The sequence below is a fragment of the Sunxiuqinia sp. genome, from assembly GCF_055140945.1.
The window spans coordinates 1-16,876 of sequence record NZ_JBSQYS010000023.1; the positions used below are offsets into that span (position 1 = coordinate 1).

The following is a 16,876-nucleotide window of genomic DNA, read 5'->3' on the forward strand; positions in this document are numbered from 1 at the left end:
TTTAAAAACTTACTTTAAAATTTGAGAACGGATGGAACCGCTCCGCTCTCACATCAACTTTTTTAATCATCCTTGTTTGTGAATTTTTGATTAAAAAAGTTCATGCTCGTTTCATACTTATTTTATATAATACCTCAACAATGTGAGATCATTTAAGCTTCATTTTATCCATCAACGTCAAATCGACTTCCAACGGTTTTCTTATTCAACAGTTTGCTCTGTTGGTGTCGACTGGTCGAAAACCTCTTTTATCTGTTTCGAAAATTCTTTCCAATTAAAAGCAATGGCAACAATCAACACAATAATAAAACTAATTAGAAACTTTTCGTTGCTGCTTAACTTTCGCTTTATCATTTTTAATTTTATCAAAAAGTTAAAGAGTCTTCTGATTACCCCACCGTATTTAAAAGAAAAAGCCGATTAAAACGTCAAATCCATCAGAAAGGGCATAAAGATACTTAATATTGATTTTTTATAGACAAAAAACCTTTAAAAGTTTCTTGCTAGAAGAGTTTCGAGCAAAGTGACTAAAATGAAATTCGCTTTTTATGAAGCTATAAACTCAGGCTGAATTAAAAGAAGTATGTCATAACGGCGATAATGCGATTATTCGTCGTGCGATGGGTGTCGGCGTATAAACCATCGTCGAACTGAAAACCACCGACGCCATAATTTGCTGTAGTCATTTCATATTCAGCAGACAATCGAATTTTAGACAGGTTAAGTGAAACGTGCGGTGCAATCCGGGCCAAGTCCTGAACATTGGGCAAAACACCTTTAGTAAGCGCAGTTCCTGTCGTTGGATATTCATACAATGCCTCTCCAGTTCCCAGGTTGGCGCCATAACCCAAAAACATACCCACCTGCCATTTTTCACCATAAACAATATTCAACAAGCTGGTGTAATTGGTATAGTTCGTATATGTCATGGCTCCGGTTGCTTCATCAACTGACGTAATTCCATATCCTCCAACCTGTGTCAAGTGAGTCATATTTTGTCCGTAAAAACCTTTAGCCAAAATGGAAAACTTTTCCTTTTTATATTGAATGTAGGCCATAAGACCCGCGCTAGTCAGAGTTTCGTCCAACTTAAAGGAGCCTTCAGTTCCCACAGTAGTCATACAAGGCTTAATGCGTTTCACCTCAGCTCCTGCTCCAATTTTCACACCTGCATGATGATATTCTGTGGTTAAAACAAGTTCTGGCATTACCGCATTTCGCTGAGCTTGATTACCGGTAACGAAACCACCGGCTTCCAATCCTTTCGATGTATATTGATTTTCATAAACGGCAGCAACTGATAATTGAAATTGGCCTACATTATAATCGTAGCGTATTTGTGGCGAACGGTTAAATGCATGAAACGGGGCACCCGTATTTAACCCGGCAACAATCGGATAAGCGCTTCCGCCGAAGAACGGATGCCAGGTTTGTCCAACCAGCAGTTTTGAATTTTCCCAATTAAACGTCACATTGGCATGGCGGATGCGAAATAAGGTAGGCTCCGACTTGGTGATTCCCAGAAAGTCGAACTCAACAACCGCATTCGTCTTTGCACCAAAAATCTCGGGACCGTCTACTTTCACTCCCAATCTGGTCGACATTGCTGAAAGCGTTGCACTAGTACATTCATTAATATCTTCCCCATTCTGATCTTGCCCGGCATACAAAGGAAACAAGTAAAACAAGTCGTAGCCTGCATCAATTCCTTTGTAGGTATCAACAATCAAATCATTTCTCACGAACCCGTAAATATCCAGATTAAAATCTTTACTTAACTTTTCCTGAGACTGTCCCACTATAAAAGAAGTGAGCAAGATAACTGCTAAAATAATTCTTCTGCGCATGTCTGTTCTGTTTTTACTTCAACAAGAAACGATGAAACAACTCGGTTTCATCGTTTCTGATTCAAGCCGCAAAAGTAGAAGAAAACGTTTGCTGGAAATTCAAACTATAGACTAATAAATACCCAGACAAGAAGCCCAAACATTAACTACCTGTGTACAAGCGTAAATGCCAATATTAACAAATTGATACAAAACAGGAGTAATTTTGAATGAGTCTAGATAAGGATTAAACGTTCAAATATTTCCCGGAATTGTTACGTTTTGTAACATTGGTTACAACCTTCCTCCATTGACCTGCGTAGCTTTAAGCAATAAAAAAAACAAGCCTGACATGATCAAAAAATTTCATCCGCCTAAAATCTGGAGAATTCCCGTTATTATTGCGTTAGGGATTTTTGCCGGACTTTTTGTATTATCCGTCTACTTATCCAAAGCCCATTCATATTTGTCTGACGATCCGAAAACCTGTGTGAATTGCCACATCATGGCTCCTCAGTACGCAACCTGGAATCACAGTTCACACCGCGAGTGGACCAACTGCAACGACTGCCACGTACCACACAACAACGTGTTCAATAAATATTACTTCAAGGCAAAAGATGGGCTGCGTCATGCTACCATTTTCACCCTTCGAAAAGAACCTCAGGTAATCTTCATCAAAGAGGAAGGTGCTGAAGTCGTCCATCAAAATTGCGTGCGTTGCCACGAAAGACAGTTGATGGATGCCAAGCAATCAGTCTGCATTTCAAATTATAAAGAGCATCGCACCGATCGAAAGTGCTGGGAGTGCCATAGAGAAGTCCCTCACGGAAGAGTCAACAGTTTATCAAGCGCGCCTTTCGCCCGTGTTCCTCTTCCTGAGAGCCCCGTACCTGAGTGGATTAAAAAATTAGACAATAACTAAAAAATCATCAATACAATGAAACCATTAAAGACTACCATTGAACAAAAACCAATTATCGGATGGCTTCTTTTCGCAGCTACCATCCTTGTCGTTTTTCTGCTTGGGCTGTTGGCTTCCTCCATCATGGAACGCCGGGCTGAAGCCAGTTTCGTTAATGTACCTAAAGTGAAGTTGTCGGAATTTGAACCTCGCAACGAGGTCTGGGGAGAAAACTTTCCAAGAGAATTTCAGTCGTATTACCAGACGGCAGATACTTCATTCCAAAGTAAATACAATGGAAATGCCATGATCGACATGCTCGAAGTTGATCCTCGGCTTGTTGTACTTTGGGCTGGGTATGGTTTTTCCAAAGATTATAATCAAGGTAGAGGTCACTACTATGCAGTGGAAGACATCCGTAAAACGCTGCGAACTGGTGCTCCGGACGGCCCCGATGAAGGCCCCATGCCATCGACTTGTTGGACTTGTAAGAGCCCGGATGTTCCTCGCGTGATGCAGGAAGAAGGAGTAGCCGAGTTTTACAAAGGGAAATGGGCTCGTTTGGGTTCCGAGATTGTAAATCCGATTGGCTGTGCGGACTGCCATGATCCGGAAACAATGAATCTTCGCGTAACCCGACCAGCATTGGTCGAAGCATTTGAGAAAATGGGAAAAGATGTTAATAAAGCCACTCACCAGGAAATGCGTTCCTTGGTTTGCGCTCAATGCCACGTAGAATATTACTTCAACAAAAACACAGTTGGTGGTGCTCAATACCTCACCTTTCCATGGGAGAAAGGAATGACAGTGGAAGCCGCCGAAGAATATTACGACGAAATGAATTTCAGCGATTGGACACATGCCATTAGTAAAGCTCCGATGCTGAAAGCCCAGCACCCGGGATATGAAATTTACAAGCAGGGAATCCATGCCGAACGTGGTGTTTCGTGCGCCGATTGCCACATGCCATACAAATCAGAGGGTGGACAGAAATTTACCGATCACCACATTCAATCTCCATTGAACAATGTTGCTAATTCCTGTCAGGTTTGCCACCGTGAAGAAACTGCGACCTTGTTGCAAAATGTATTTGACCGACAGGATAAAGTCATTGAAAACCGTGACAAATTGGAAGAGCTTATTGTTCGCGCACACCTTGAAGCCAAAAAAGCCTGGGATTTAGAAGCTAGTGAAGATGAAATGCAAGAAATCCTGATGGGAATTCGTCATGCACAATGGCGCTGGGATTATGCAGCAGCAGCTCACGGTGGTTCGTTCCACGCTCCACTTGAAACCAGCCGGATTATTTCAACCGGAATTACCATCGCTCAGGAAACCAGAATTAAACTGTCGCGTTTGCTGGCTTCAAAAGGTTTTAACGAAGAGTTACCTTACCCCGATATTTCAACCAAAGCCAAAGCGCAGGAATTCATCGGTCTGGATATGGCCAAACTAAATAAGGAAAAAGAAGAGTTTTTAGAAACAGTGGTTCCTCAATGGCTTGAACAAGCCAAAGAAAGAGAAGCCTCCTGGGATATCAAACGAAACTAAACCAATATTACGATGAAGAAGATATCAGTCATTGGATTAGTTATCGTTCTGGCGCTGACGATATCAAAAACCTATGCGCAGTTCTCGTTGAGCGGCGAGTTTCGACCTCGCACGGAGTTGAGCCATGGCTATAAAAGCCTGGCTGCCGCCGATCAGGATGCATCATTATTCACAGCTCAGCGAACGCGACTCAACGCCTGGTACCAATCCGAAAAAGTTATGACCTATTTGGTATTGCAAGACGTTCGGACTTGGGGGAGTCAGACACAGCTAGTTGCAAACGAAGACTATGCCACTTCAATACATCAGGCATGGGCCGAAATATTTTTCACTCCGGAATTTTCACTCAAAGCCGGACGACAAGAATTAGTCTACGATGACCACCGCATCTTTGGAAATGTGGGCTGGGCACATCAGGCACGTTCGCACGATTTGGCAATCCTGAAATACCAAAGTGAAATTAGTCTGCATTTGGGTATTGCTCATCACGGAAACACAAATCCAACCAATAATATTTTTGACGGAAATGACGCCTATAAAAATTTGCAATTTGTTTGGGTTAATAAAAAATGGAACAACTCCAGTTTGAGCTTGCTTGCTTTAAACAACGGCGTTCCTCAACTAACCACCGACGGACAAGAAGTAAACTACAGTCAGACGCTGGGTGGTCACACAAGGTTTCAACTAGGCCAATTTAATTTAGCCGCCAATGCTTATCTACAAACAGGTAAAACCGGCAATGGCAAGGAGTTGAGCGCTTACAACGTATTGCTTGAAGCGACTTGCCCAAGAGGAATTACGTGGGGATACGAGCGGCTTTCGGGAACTGCATACGATGATGATAAAAACAAATCATTCACTCCCTTGTATGGCACCAACCATAAATTCAATGGTTTCATGGACTATTTCTATGTGGGCAACCATGCCAACAATGTTGGATTGAATGACATCTATGCAAAGTACAATTACTCAAAAAACCAGTGGAGCCTGAATGCTCACGTCCATTATTTTTCAGCAGCAGCTAAAATTAATGCTGACGCCTCCAACTATCTGGGTACTGAGTTGGATCTAGGAGCGGGTTGGAAAGTTAGTCCTGAAGCTAAATTGAGCTGTGGACTTTCGATTATGTTTGCTGGCGAAAACATGGAATTAATCAAAGGAGGAGATCATACGGCCACGAATTACTGGAGTTGGCTGATGTTAAGTGTAAACCCCAAATTTTTTAACTAAGTATGACGAAGAGAAGTACCTGGCAAACGCCCTGGTCGTATCGTGAAGGTTGGATTGTTGTAGGTGGATTGGCAATACTGGGAATCGTTTGGCAGGCATTTTTTCCTTCCCTAAAAGCACAAATTCCTCGGTGGCCGGGAAATCTGATTCTTGGACTATTGTTTATCTCCATTTTACTGGGAATTCATTTCTTCTCAAAAAAATCAGCTTTCCACAAATGGCTATCCTCGGTTCCCGCTGCGGTAACTTCAGCTGCTTTTTATTGTGGGTTGGCTATTCTGATGGGAATTATCCCTCAACACCAGCAGTCGCCATCCTTAATCATCAACCTGACCGGATTAAATCAGTTGACAAGCAGCTGGCTTTTTGCTTTGGCAAACGTCTATTTTTTATCCAGTCTCGGACTGGCGACTTTGAAACGCTTCATCCCCTTCAAACTAAAAAACACAGGTTATATTTTAAACCATCTGGGATTGTGGATTGCCCTGACTGCAGCTGCCTTGGGGAGCAGCGACCTGCAACGACTAAGTATGAATTGTCAGGAAGGTCAGGCGGAATGGCGGGCAACCAATCAACGCGGACAAGTGATTGAGCTCCCCATCGCGATTGAGTTGCTCAACTTCAGTATTGATGAGTATCCCCCCAAGCTAACATTGATTGATAATGAAACAGGAAAGGTGGTAACAGAAGGCAAAAAGAACCAGTATTTTTCAGTTGCAGAAGCTCCTTTCCAATTGTTAAGCTACAAGGTTGAAGTTGAAAAACTGCTAGGCGAAGCTGGCCTCATTGGCAATCGATTTGAACGGGTGAATGAAATCGGATCGCCGCCTGCTGCGCAACTTAAAGTTACACATACCAAAACTGGGGAAACAACAAACGGCTGGGTTAGCTCAGGAAGCTTCAGGCAACAACCGTACGCTTTTAAGATCAGCGGTGAGCACTCCATTGTAATGCTACCGCCCGAGCCACAAAAGTATCAGTCGGCTATTCGAATTTTCACCCAGGATGGCCAACAACTGGAAACTACACTGGAAGTGAATAAACCATTTAAGCTGGGAGGATGGAAACTTTATCAACTAAGTTACGACACTGAAATGGGTAAGTGGTCTACCTTGAGTGTGATTGAGCTGGTGCGAGATCCATGGATTCCGGCAGTTTACTTAGGCATTTTCATGTTGTTGGCCGGAACACTGTTCTTGTTTCGGGATGGAACAAAAAAGAGAAAGGAACAATTGTAATGGGATGGATTAATTTTGAAGTTTATGTTGTTATCACCTTGTTCTTTTGGCTGGCGAGCGTCGGTAGCTTATTTTTGCGGTCTGCTAATAAATCAATACAAAAATATCTTCCGTCTCTTCTGGCTTTCGGCGGAATTTTGAGCCTGTCATTGTTCATCATCATTCTATGGACAAAAATTGACCGTCCGCCCATGCGGACTTTGGGAGAAACCCGGCTGTGGTATTCCTTGCTATTACCAGCAATTGGGCTGGTAAGTTTTGCCCGCTGGAAATATAAATGGCTGTTAGCATACAGCCTGTTCATGGGAGGGCTGTTTATTGTCATCAACTATTTAAACCCTGAAACACACGATAAAAGCCTAATGCCGGCACTGCAAAGTGTTTGGTTTATTCCGCATGTTATCGTGTACATGTTTGCTTATGCCTTGTTGGCCGCTTCGAGCTTAGTAGCTCTAAAAGCCATCTATCAAAATTATCGTAATAAAGACTGGCAAGCACTTCCATCTCTGGCTGATAATTTCGTGTACCTGGGCTTTTCATTTTTAACCATGGGTTTGCTCTTTGGCGCACTTTGGGCGAAGGAAGCCTGGGGACATTACTGGACTTGGGACCCCAAAGAAACCTGGGCTTTTATTACATGGAGCGCATACCTGATTTACATTCATCATCGGTATAAACACTTAAAACGAAACGAACAGGCTATGTGGATCCTTCTGATTGCTTTTGCGTTATTGCTGGTTTGTTGGTTTGGGGTGAATTACTTGCCAACGGCTCAGAATAGCGTACACACCTATAGCAACTAACATTTCGTTGATTTGTAACATTAGATACATGTTAAGATCAGACTTCGCTTAATTTTGCAAAGCAGAAATCAAGATCGTCTCAAATGAGATTATCAACTACAAGTCATTCATGAAGCGAAAAAATAAACTCTTAAAACTGTTCCGAAAGTTGCACAAATGGCCCGGAGTAATCATTGCATTTCTGGCAATTCTTTTCGCCTTATCCGGCATTGTGATGAACCACCGGTCCGTGGTTTCTTCCATCGACATTAATCGAAACTGGCTTCCTTCCGACTACCAATACAAAAACTGGAATCTGGCAGCAGTGCGTGGCGGTTTGCCAGTAGATTCAGCAAACTTTATATTCTACGGAAACATAGGCGTTTGGAAGAAAAACGGAAATACAATAGCTGATTTTAACACTGGTTTTCCTGAGGGAATCGACAAAAGAAAAATCTACAAGGTTGAAAAATTTCAGAATACCTTATTTGCTGCGACTCACTTTGGACTTTACGAAAGAAAAATAGGCAGCGAAAAGTGGCAACACATTCCACTACCCACAAAAGAAACCCGGCTAACAGATTTGTTCATCAAGGAAGACACGCTGATGGTGATGAGTCGTCATCATTTACTGAAGTCGGTCGGCAACCACCAATTTGAAGTTATTCAGCTGCCCAAGCCTGTTGACTATGAGCGAAAAACTGGTTTATTCAACACCCTATGGGAACTACATAGCGGCGAGCTATTTGGATTAGCCGGAAAGCTTTTTGTTGACTTGCTTGGCTTGGTAACCATTTTACTATCCGTTACCGGCTTGCTTCATTTTTTCTTTCCTAAAATTGCTAAGCGCCGAAGAAAGAAGCTAAAAGACAATTCGAAACTCACCGCCACCCGGAAACTTAATCTCCGTTGGCACAACGTGGTGGGTTACACCTTCATTGTTTTTCTAATTCTGAACACGACAGCGGGTATGTTTTTACGTCCTCCATTGTTGATTCCAATCGCGAACTCGAAAGTTGGATTAATACCGGGAACTCATTTAGACGATCCAAATCCGTGGTTTGACAAACTAAGACGTGGAACGTGGAACGAAACACTAAAATCGTATCTCATTTCAACCCCCGATGGTTTTTATTTGGCCAATGAGGGACTAAGCCAAACACTAAAAAAAGCAAGCGGGCAACCTCCGGTGAGTGTGATGGGGTGCAATGTGCTAGAGCCACTCAGCTCAACCAGCTATTTGGTTGGTTCATTTAGCGGGCTATTCATTTGGGATCTAAAAAACCAGTCCGTACTTGATGCATTCAGCCAAAAGCCACCCCAAGCCAGTAGCGGCCGACCAATATCAGACCACCTCATTACCGGATATTTTGAGTTCAGTAAAAATGCTCACTATCTATTCGATTACAGTCTCGGCATGCAGAACTTTGAAAATATGCCAAACTGGGAAATGCCCAATGAGGTTCTGAAAAAATCGCCGATCTCACTCTGGAATACCGCACTGGAAGTGCATACCGGACGGATATTTGAGCATCTCATTGGCCCCTTCTACATTCTGTATGTTCCTCTATCAGGCCTCTGCCTGATTATGGTCCTCGTCAGTGGTTTTGTGATTTGGTGGAAAGCGTATCGGAAAAAACGGTTAAAAAAAGCGAATTAAGAAGCTGATCGTTCTGCCGTAACAATCAGTGGTAAATGATTTCCGCCGTAAGGCTTCTTTTGGAAATTTGCATAATAAACCATGCGCTCAAAGCCATAGTGTTTCAGCAAAGCATTTAAATCTTCTTTCCGTATCGGGAGTAATCGTGAAGCATGAAACAAGGAATCGCGACTGTTTTTAATTACCAGCTCTGTGTTAAAAATGACCTTCTCTTCATCTTCTGTCGGCAAATCATATTTCCGGATAAAACTTATTTTTGGAGTATCTATCAATGGAAGTTCTTCCACTTCATGATCAAGAATGTAATCGTAGTTCAGAATCTGGATCATAAATCTTCCTCCCGGCTTCAATGCTTTGGCAACAGCTTTAAAGAATTGAGCAATTTCATTGATCGAATCCAGATGTACCAAGGTATTTCCAAAACATAAAACAGCATCCAAGCTCGACTCAGTAGAAAAAGTCCCGGCTTCCAGCATATTGCCAACCTGAAACGACAAACCGGGAAAATGATTCTCCTTCTCAGCTATGTTGATCATTTCCTCATTTAAATCGATTGCTGTAATCTGGGCTCCTGCGGAGGCTAATTTCATAGCCAACTGACCAGTGGAACAACCAATGTCCAGGATATTTTTGCCATCAAGCGATCCAAGGCTTGTTTTCACAAATTGAACTTGATTTTCGTTTAATGGAAATATTTGATTGTAATACTTTGCAATCGATGAATAAAAAATGGCCTGATCAATCTTCATGGTTGGAAATTTTTATCTTAATGTTTCTAGCTTTTTGAACAGCTGCGTCTTGTAATATCTATTAATAGCCTGCCGGTCAACAAAAATATAACTGGAGAAAAATACTCTGGCAATTGGCAACAGAAAGCCTGAATACTACTCCTGCATTTTTTTAAGTAGTCCACGACAGGAATCTTCGAGAATATCTAACACCAACTCGAATCCTTCTTCTCCCCCATAATACGGATCAGGAACTAATTTATACTGATTGCCCGATGAAAAATCTGTCATCTTATAAATCTTCCTGATCTCTTCGGGCTTCGATGTCATTTTTTTTAAATCCCAAACATTGTTATCATCCATTCCAATAATGTAGTCAAAATCATGGAAATCTCTTTCGGGATTTACCGGGCGCGAGATGGATGTCAACCGATAACCACGTTGAATGGCATGTCCCTGCATTCTTCGGTCTGCCGGCTCTCCCGCATGATATCCAGTTGTTCCGGCCGAATCACATTCAATTTGATCTTCCAATCCTTGTGTCTGAATTACAGAATTAAATACCGCCTCTGCACTGGGCGACCGGCAAATATTTCCTAAACAGACAAATAACACCCGCTTTTTCATCCGATTATAATTGTTTGTTTTTTTATGGCATCACATGGAACTCGCATAAAATTATTCTTCTGTGTGTAAAAGCTTTTACGTGCTCGTTTCATACCATCAATTGCTTTCAATACAAAATTAAATTATTCTATTGAGCATGAAAGTTTATTCCAGTAAATTTTAGAAATCATCTCCAAAGAGTTGAAAAAAATCCATTTTATCAGCTGATGTTGTATACGCATTGTTCATTTTGAAAAGAAGTTTAAAATACTCAGCTTTGCATTCTGTTATAAAAGAGAATGAAAGATTTTACGGTTGGAAGTGAAGCAAAAATTATCCTGAATTTTTCTGTCCCTTTAGTTATTGGTAATTTATTTCAGAACCTTTACAATATTGTCGACAGTATTATCGTAGGAAATTACCTGGGAAAAGAGGCACTGGCCGCTGTTGGCGCATCGTTTCCAATTATTTTCACTCTCATCTCTCTGATTATTGGAGTTGGCTCCGGAGCCTCAACAGTTGTTTCGCAATATTTTGGAGCTAAACAGATGGAGAATGTATCCAAAACAATCGATACCATTTTTATCTTTTTCCTTGCTGCCTCGCTGGTGGTCACTTCACTCGGTATTTATTTCAGCGAAGAAATATTCCGGTTATTGCAATTGCCAGTTGCTATTTTGCCCGAAGCTGTCAGTTACATTAAGATATACTTAACGGGAATGTTTTTCTTCTTCGGATTCGCTGGAATCACCTCTATTTTAAGAGGTTTGGGAGATGCAAAAACACCGCTCTACTTTATGATCTTTTCAACTTTTAGTAATATCGTTTTAGATTTACTCTTTATCCTGGTTTTTAAATGGGGAATTGAGGGAGCAGCATTTGCAACAGTGATAGCACAGGCCAGTGCTTTTTTTACCGCTGCCTGGTATTTAAATAAGAAACATGCGGTTATTAAACTGTCGTTCCGCAAATACGTGTTCGACAAAGAGATATTCAAAAGCTGCATACGCATCGGACTTCCAACCGGTTTTCAGCAGTCGTTTGTCGCTTTTGGGATGATGGCCATTATGGTTATTGTGAACGGTTTTGGCACCAATGCCGTGGCAGCCTACTCAGCTGCAATCAGAATTGACTCTTTTGCCAAAATGCCAGCGATAACTTTTTCTTCAGCCCTTTCGAGCTTTACCGGACAAAATCTTGGAGCTTTCCGAGAAGATCGGGCAAAGAAAGGCCTTAAAATCACCCTCCTGTTTTCTTTGATTTATTCGGCCTTTATATCTGTCATTATCATCGTATTCGGAAAATACCTGATTAAGCTATTCACCCCTGATCCGGCTGTAATTGCAATCGGGCAAGACTACCTGGTCATCGTTTCTTCATTTTACCTGCTGTTGTCTGTTATGTTTACATTTACCGGGTTTCTGCGTGGTGCGGGAGCCACTTTTATCCCCATGCTTACCACACTTACGGCATTGTATGTTTTTCGCATTCCGATGGCCTATTTTTTATCCGACCACATTGGCGTAAATGGCATCTGGTGGGCTGAACCGACAGGGTGGTTTGCCGGTACAATTATTCTTATTATTTACTACTTTACAGGAAAGTGGAGAGGAAAAGAGGTCGTTCAAAAGCCACCTCAAAAATAAGATCGCTCCCAAACACCCTCATCCAAAAGTGTTAATTGAACACATATTACTTTAGAATCTTTACAAATTGACATCCCTGCACGCTAAAAAGAATCGATTCAGCCATTTTTAATTATCTTTACTTACTTCAAAAACCTTACAAGCGGTCTGCCATATAACAGTTGATAGGGTACTTTTCAGTCATCAATATTTACTATTTTGAGGGCTGTTTGTAAAAACAAAAAAAATAAATCTCTAACCGCAACAGCGTTGCAAAAAACTAATTTTTCTTATGAATGCTATATTCTGGATAATTCCTTTATGTTCGATCTTGGCTCTTGTCTTTGCCTGGTTTTTCTTCAAATCAATGATGAAGAATTCGGAAGGCACACCACGAATGATTGAAATCGCTCAATATGTTCGCGAAGGGGCAATGGCGTATTTGTATCGCCAATATAAAGTTGTTGGCATCGTTTTTCTTATTCTTTTACTTATTTTATTGCTTTTGGCATACCTTGGTGTACAGAATCCGTTTGTACCCATTGCCTTTTTAACTGGTGGTTTTTTCTCTGGCCTTTGTGGCTTTCTTGGAATGAAAACAGCCACCTTTGCCTCAGCACGAACAACTCATGGTGCTTCTCAATCACTAAACAAAGGGTTGAAAGTAGCTTTCCGAAGTGGTGCCGTAATGGGCTTAATTGTTGTAGGATTTGGACTGTTAGACATTGCCTTATGGTACTGGTTCCTAAACAGCGTAATCTTTACCCCCGAGCACATGACTAACGGGTTTCATCTAATTGGGTTGAACTTCGTACATGCCGGAACCAGTGAAGCACAAAAGCTAGTGGAAATTACAACCACCATGCTTACCTTCGGAATGGGTGCATCAACACAAGCACTTTTCGCTCGTGTGGGAGGTGGAATTTATACCAAAGCTGCCGATGTAGGTGCCGACCTTGTTGGAAAAGTAGAAGCTGGGATTCCTGAAGACGATCCCCGTAATCCCGCTACAATTGCCGATAACGTAGGAGACAACGTAGGAGATGTCGCCGGTATGGGTGCCGACCTTTACGAATCTTATTGCGGATCTATTCTAGCAACCGCCGCGCTGGGTGCTGCCCTGCCAGTTGCTGCATTACAAGTTTCGGGAATGACGACCGAAATGGCCGTAATTGCCCCCATGCTTGTAGCCGCAATTGGTATTATTTTCTCTATTGTTGGTATTTTCATGGTTCGTACGAAAGAATCTGCAACACAGAAAAACCTACTGAATGCGCTTCTTCTCGGAACCGGCGGTTCGTCGGTATTGGTGCTGGTGGCAATGATTGGAATGGTTTACATGGGATGGATTACCTGGGGCGTTTTTGGTGCTGTAATCATTGGACTAGCTGCCGGCGTAATTATTGGTCAAGCAACTGAATATTTCACATCGGATGAATACAAGCCTACTCAAGGGATTGCAGCCCAGGCACTACAGGGACCTGCAACAACAATTATCGACGGTATAGCTGTCGGAATGTACTCAACCTGGATTCCCGTTGTAACAATCGTACTCGGAATCATTGGTTCTTTTTGGTCAGCAGGAGGTTTTGATCACTTTGCGATGGGAGTTTATGGAATTGGATTTGCTGCGGTTGGAATGCTTTCAACACTTGGAATCACGCTGGCAACCGACGCTTTTGGTCCTATTGCTGATAATGCCGGAGGAAATGCTGAAATGGCCGAACTACCCAAAGAGGTTCGTGAACGTACCGATGCCTTGGACATGCTTGGAAACACAACCGCCGCGACCGGAAAAGGTTTTGCTATCGGATCAGCCGCACTGACAGCTATGGCTTTGATTGCAGCTTACATGGAAGAAATTCGCTTGTGGTTTGGCAAAATTGCTAATGCCGGAGAAGGTTTTGTGCGTGTCGGCGATTTCGCTTTTTATACCGACGTCGTGCCTAACGTTGAAGAAGGCATTAAAGTCGTTCAGCTCAATATGGCTTCTGTAAAGGATTTTTCAGCTGCCTACGATATCACGCTTTTCAACCCCTTGTTTTTGGGAGGTTTGTTCCTGGGATCTATGATGGCATTTGTTTTTAGTGCGATGACCATGAAAGCAGTTGGGCGTGCCGCTGGTGCTATGGTTGAAGAAGTGCGTCGTCAGTTCCGCGAAATAAAAGGAATCCTCGAGGGCACTGCGACACCTGAATATGCCAAGTGTGTTGAAATTTCAACCATTGGAGCCCAAAAAGAAATGTTGTTGCCATCATTGGTTGCCATCATCGTTCCCGTGCTTGTTGGAGCATCAATGGGTGTTGCCGGAGTTATTGGCTTACTTGCCGGTGGCTTAACCTCAGGATTTACATTGGCTGTATTTATGAATAACGCTGGTGGTGCCTGGGATAATGCCAAAAAATATATTGAAAAAGGAAACTACGGTGGAAAAGGTAGCGAGGCCCACAAGGCCGGTGTTGTTGGCGATACTGTCGGCGATCCGTTTAAAGATACGTCAGGCCCATCACTTAATATCTTAATTAAATTGATGACCATGGTTTCTGTTGTAATGGCCGGTTTAACCGTTACATTGAGCTTAATGTAAAAATAATAGATTGCTAAATAAACTGATAACCTGTGGGCTTCTGCTCACAGGTTTTTTTTGCTTGTACAAATAGATCATTTTTGCTTTATAGCATTCAAAATCCTCTTCTGATTTTTTTACCTTTAGCTATTCTAACCGAAATGACTAACTATGAAATACTTAATTTTCTTTCTTCTGTGCTTTAATCTCTCTTCGCTTTTTGCACAACTCCCGACAGGTATATTTAGTAATAATAAAGACATTGGAAACCCCAAGATTAGTGGTTCTGCAAACTACAATAGTGAAACCCAAGAATACTTAATCGGGGGATCTGGTTACAATATTTGGTTCGAACGAGATGAGTTTCATTACCTATACAACGAATTGGAAGGTGATTTCATATTGACAGCCAATTTTTCTTTTGTTGAAAAAGGAACTGATCCGAATCGAAAAATCGGCTGGATGGTTAGAGCTTCTGAAGAAGAAAATGATGCACACTGTTCTGCTGTTCTTCATGGAGATGGGTTAACCGTAATGCAGTGGCGACCTTTAAAAGGGGCATTTATGCGCGATCCGGAAGATGAACGATTTGCTCCAAAACCAAATTACCAAATATTACAACTCGAACGCAAAGGTAAAAAGATGATTTTTCGGGCTGCTCATATTGGAGAACCACTACAGCTAATTGGCTCACAGGTTATGGAAAGCCTACCGGAGAAAGTATTTGCAGGCCTATTTGTCAATTCTCATAATCCGGATGTAATCGAAAAAGCAAAAATCTGGAACGTTCGAATTGATCAACCTGTGTCAGACGACTATGACCCGGGACAAGAAGGTTGGCTTGGGTGCAGACTTGAAACAATGAATATTTTTAATGGAGAACGGAAAATCATCTACGAAAAAAATGATCGTTTTGAAGCACCAAACTGGATGACTGATGGCAGAAAGCTATTATTCAACATGGATGGTTCTCTTTACAAAATTCCGATTGAAGGTGGTAATTTAGAAAAATTAAACACCGATTTTGCCGATAATCTCAATAATGATCATGGAATTTCATTCGATGGAAAGATGCTTGCAATTAGCCATCACAGCCAAATGCAAAAAGGCGGTGGTGGGTCAAGGGTATATGTTTTGCCTTTAGAGGGCGGAACACCACAACTGGTTACCGAAGAGGCTCCCTCATACTGGCATGGCTGGGCTCCTAATAATAACGAAGTACTCTATGTTGCTCAACGCAGTGGAAGCCATGTATTCAACATTTACAAAAACTCCATTGACGGAGGAAAAGAAGTTGCACTAACCAATAGTCAGCCCGGTGAGCATGTTGACGGCTGCGAATTTTCGCCTGACGGAAAATATATTTATTACAATGGAAGTAAATCCGGCACCATGCAACTTTGGCGCATGAAACCTGATGGAAGCGATCATGAACAACTAACCTTTGATGAGTACAATGATTGGTTTCCTCACATTTCGCCGGATGGAAAGTGGATTGCTTTTATATCCTTTCCTGCTGATATTGAGTTCAACTCCCATCCTTCGTACAAAAGAGTGATGCTTCGCCTGATGCCCACCAGCGGAGGTGCACCTCAAGTAATTGCCTATCTGTATGGTGGGCAGGGAACCATTAATGTACCTTCCTGGTCACCCGATAGCAAACACATTGCATTTGTGAGCAATTCGGGCAAAAAATAGAAGAACATATTTTGTAAAAAAGGACGGGATATCTCAAGTTTGAGATATCCCGTCCTTTTTTCTATATTTTTTGAATGGCTTATTGCTCAAACAGCTGATTTAGAGATTCAAAATAATCTTCCTCCCAGCCCTCAACAATATTATCATACGCTTCATCGGGGATATTACTTTGGCGAACTTCCATGCTCGTACCGTCCCCATCCTTATGCAGTTTGATGGTCACAATCGATGCAGCATCCTGGTCGCCAAAATACCATTCCTGAACAAGCTTGTGGTTCTTTTCAAACTCCAGGTTTTTACCACTTATACTTCCCTCCCAAAGCGAAAACTCAGTATCCGGTTTTTCCTCCATCACGGCAGCTTCACCTGTCCATATCTCAAGCATCGTTTTATTAGTCAACGCATTGTACACATCCGCCGGACTGGCATCCAGACTAAAATATTTTTTATAATCCTTCATCT

14 protein-coding genes are annotated in these 16,876 nt (G+C 42.0%); 9 read left to right on the forward strand and 5 right to left on the reverse strand.

All coding sequences use genetic code 11. The features are described 5' to 3' along the window. Positions 1-201: 201 nt before the first annotated feature. Together ACTB00_RS11870 and ACTB00_RS11875 are read right to left on the reverse strand one after the other, a co-directional pair. Positions 202-354, reverse strand: a complete 153-nt coding sequence (locus ACTB00_RS11870) for a hypothetical protein (protein WP_463300134.1) — start codon at positions 352-354, stop codon at positions 202-204. Between the two features lie 218 nt (positions 355-572). Further along, entirely contained in the window at positions 573-1,847 is a 1,275-nt protein-coding gene (locus tag ACTB00_RS11875) for a hypothetical protein (RefSeq protein ID WP_463300135.1), read from the reverse strand. 331 nt (positions 1,848-2,178) lie between these two features. Here ACTB00_RS11875 and nrfH point away from each other — a divergent pair, with 331 nt between their 5' ends. From nrfH to ACTB00_RS11905, 6 genes are all read left to right on the forward strand, one after another. Further along, a complete protein-coding gene (gene nrfH, locus ACTB00_RS11880) occupies positions 2,179-2,751 on the forward strand; it encodes a cytochrome c nitrite reductase small subunit (protein WP_463300136.1) in 573 nt (190 codons plus the stop codon). 15 nt (positions 2,752-2,766) lie between these two features. Further along, entirely contained in the window at positions 2,767-4,281 is a 1,515-nt protein-coding gene (gene nrfA, locus ACTB00_RS11885; RefSeq protein ID WP_463300137.1) for an ammonia-forming cytochrome c nitrite reductase, read from the forward strand. A gap of 12 nt (positions 4,282-4,293) precedes the next feature. Then, on the forward strand, positions 4,294-5,511 hold the full coding sequence (locus ACTB00_RS11890) for an alginate export family protein (RefSeq protein ID WP_463300138.1): 1,218 nt from the start codon (positions 4,294-4,296) through the stop codon (positions 5,509-5,511). Between the two features lie 2 nt (positions 5,512-5,513). Continuing rightward, positions 5,514-6,749: a cytochrome c biogenesis ResB family protein gene (locus ACTB00_RS11895; RefSeq protein WP_463300139.1), complete on the forward strand. Its 1,236-nt coding sequence runs from the start codon at positions 5,514-5,516 to the stop codon at positions 6,747-6,749. Beyond that, complete coding sequence (ccsA, locus tag ACTB00_RS11900; RefSeq protein WP_463300140.1) at positions 6,749-7,552, forward strand: cytochrome c biogenesis protein CcsA; 804 nt, start codon at positions 6,749-6,751, stop codon at positions 7,550-7,552. The genes ACTB00_RS11895 and ccsA overlap by 1 nt, the downstream gene beginning before the upstream one ends. Before the next feature lie 109 nt (positions 7,553-7,661). Beyond that, positions 7,662-9,191: a PepSY domain-containing protein gene (locus tag ACTB00_RS11905; protein WP_463300141.1), complete on the forward strand. Its 1,530-nt coding sequence runs from the start codon at positions 7,662-7,664 to the stop codon at positions 9,189-9,191. Here ACTB00_RS11905 and ACTB00_RS11910 read toward each other — a convergent pair. Both ACTB00_RS11910 and ACTB00_RS11915 read right to left on the reverse strand, forming a co-directional pair. After that, on the reverse strand, positions 9,188-9,940 hold the full coding sequence (locus ACTB00_RS11910; RefSeq protein WP_463300142.1) for a class I SAM-dependent methyltransferase: 753 nt from the start codon (positions 9,938-9,940) through the stop codon (positions 9,188-9,190). The two genes, ACTB00_RS11905 and ACTB00_RS11910, sit on opposite strands and share 4 nt — an antisense overlap. 135 nt (positions 9,941-10,075) lie before the next feature. Then, complete coding sequence (locus tag ACTB00_RS11915) at positions 10,076-10,546, reverse strand: low molecular weight protein-tyrosine-phosphatase (RefSeq protein ID WP_463300143.1); 471 nt, start codon at positions 10,544-10,546, stop codon at positions 10,076-10,078. Between the two features lie 278 nt (positions 10,547-10,824). On the opposite strand from ACTB00_RS11915, the gene ACTB00_RS11920 reads away from it, so the two are divergent. The 3 genes from ACTB00_RS11920 to ACTB00_RS11930 all read left to right on the forward strand — a co-directional run bounded on the left by ACTB00_RS11920 (position 10,825) and on the right by ACTB00_RS11930 (position 16,414). After that, a complete protein-coding gene (locus tag ACTB00_RS11920; protein ID WP_463300144.1) occupies positions 10,825-12,171 on the forward strand; it encodes an MATE family efflux transporter in 1,347 nt (448 codons plus the stop codon). A 271-nt stretch (positions 12,172-12,442) separates the two neighbouring features. Continuing rightward, complete coding sequence (locus ACTB00_RS11925; RefSeq protein ID WP_463300145.1) at positions 12,443-14,737, forward strand: sodium-translocating pyrophosphatase; 2,295 nt, start codon at positions 12,443-12,445, stop codon at positions 14,735-14,737. Between the two features lie 150 nt (positions 14,738-14,887). Beyond that, the gene (locus ACTB00_RS11930; protein ID WP_463300146.1) at positions 14,888-16,414 is read left to right on the forward strand and encodes a TolB family protein; all 1,527 of its coding nucleotides are present in this window, start codon (positions 14,888-14,890) and stop codon (positions 16,412-16,414) included. Positions 16,415-16,493: 79 nt separating this feature from the next. Here the strand turns inward: ACTB00_RS11930 and ACTB00_RS11935 are convergent, their stop codons facing one another. Continuing rightward, positions 16,494-16,874: an SRPBCC domain-containing protein gene (locus tag ACTB00_RS11935; protein WP_159520050.1), complete on the reverse strand. Its 381-nt coding sequence runs from the start codon at positions 16,872-16,874 to the stop codon at positions 16,494-16,496. Between the last annotated feature and the right edge of the window lie 2 nt (positions 16,875-16,876).

Bases quoted from the DNA above. Each gene is read 5' to 3' on its own strand.
- ACTB00_RS11890 (WP_463300138.1), top strand. From the start codon at position 4,294: ATGAAGAAGATATCAGTCATTGGATTAGTTATCGTTCTGGCGCTGACG.
- ACTB00_RS11910 (WP_463300142.1), bottom strand. From the start codon at position 9,940: ATGAAGATTGATCAGGCCATTTTTTATTCATCGATTGCAAAGTATTAC.
- ACTB00_RS11920 (WP_463300144.1), top strand. From the start codon at position 10,825: ATGAAAGATTTTACGGTTGGAAGTGAAGCAAAAATTATCCTGAATTTT.
- ACTB00_RS11870 (WP_463300134.1), bottom strand. From the start codon at position 354: ATGATAAAGCGAAAGTTAAGCAGCAACGAAAAGTTTCTAATTAGTTTT.
- ACTB00_RS11935 (WP_159520050.1), bottom strand. From the start codon at position 16,874: ATGAAGGATTATAAAAAATATTTTAGTCTGGATGCCAGTCCGGCGGAT.
- nrfA (WP_463300137.1), top strand. From the start codon at position 2,767: ATGAAACCATTAAAGACTACCATTGAACAAAAACCAATTATCGGATGG.
- ACTB00_RS11895 (WP_463300139.1), top strand. From the start codon at position 5,514: ATGACGAAGAGAAGTACCTGGCAAACGCCCTGGTCGTATCGTGAAGGT.
- ACTB00_RS11925 (WP_463300145.1), top strand. From the start codon at position 12,443: ATGAATGCTATATTCTGGATAATTCCTTTATGTTCGATCTTGGCTCTT.
- ACTB00_RS11915 (WP_463300143.1), bottom strand. From the start codon at position 10,546: ATGAAAAAGCGGGTGTTATTTGTCTGTTTAGGAAATATTTGCCGGTCG.
- nrfH (WP_463300136.1), top strand. From the start codon at position 2,179: ATGATCAAAAAATTTCATCCGCCTAAAATCTGGAGAATTCCCGTTATT.
- ccsA (WP_463300140.1), top strand. From the start codon at position 6,749: ATGGGATGGATTAATTTTGAAGTTTATGTTGTTATCACCTTGTTCTTT.
- ACTB00_RS11875 (WP_463300135.1), bottom strand. From the start codon at position 1,847: ATGCGCAGAAGAATTATTTTAGCAGTTATCTTGCTCACTTCTTTTATA.
- ACTB00_RS11930 (WP_463300146.1), top strand. From the start codon at position 14,888: ATGAAATACTTAATTTTCTTTCTTCTGTGCTTTAATCTCTCTTCGCTT.
- ACTB00_RS11905 (WP_463300141.1), top strand. From the start codon at position 7,662: ATGAAGCGAAAAAATAAACTCTTAAAACTGTTCCGAAAGTTGCACAAA.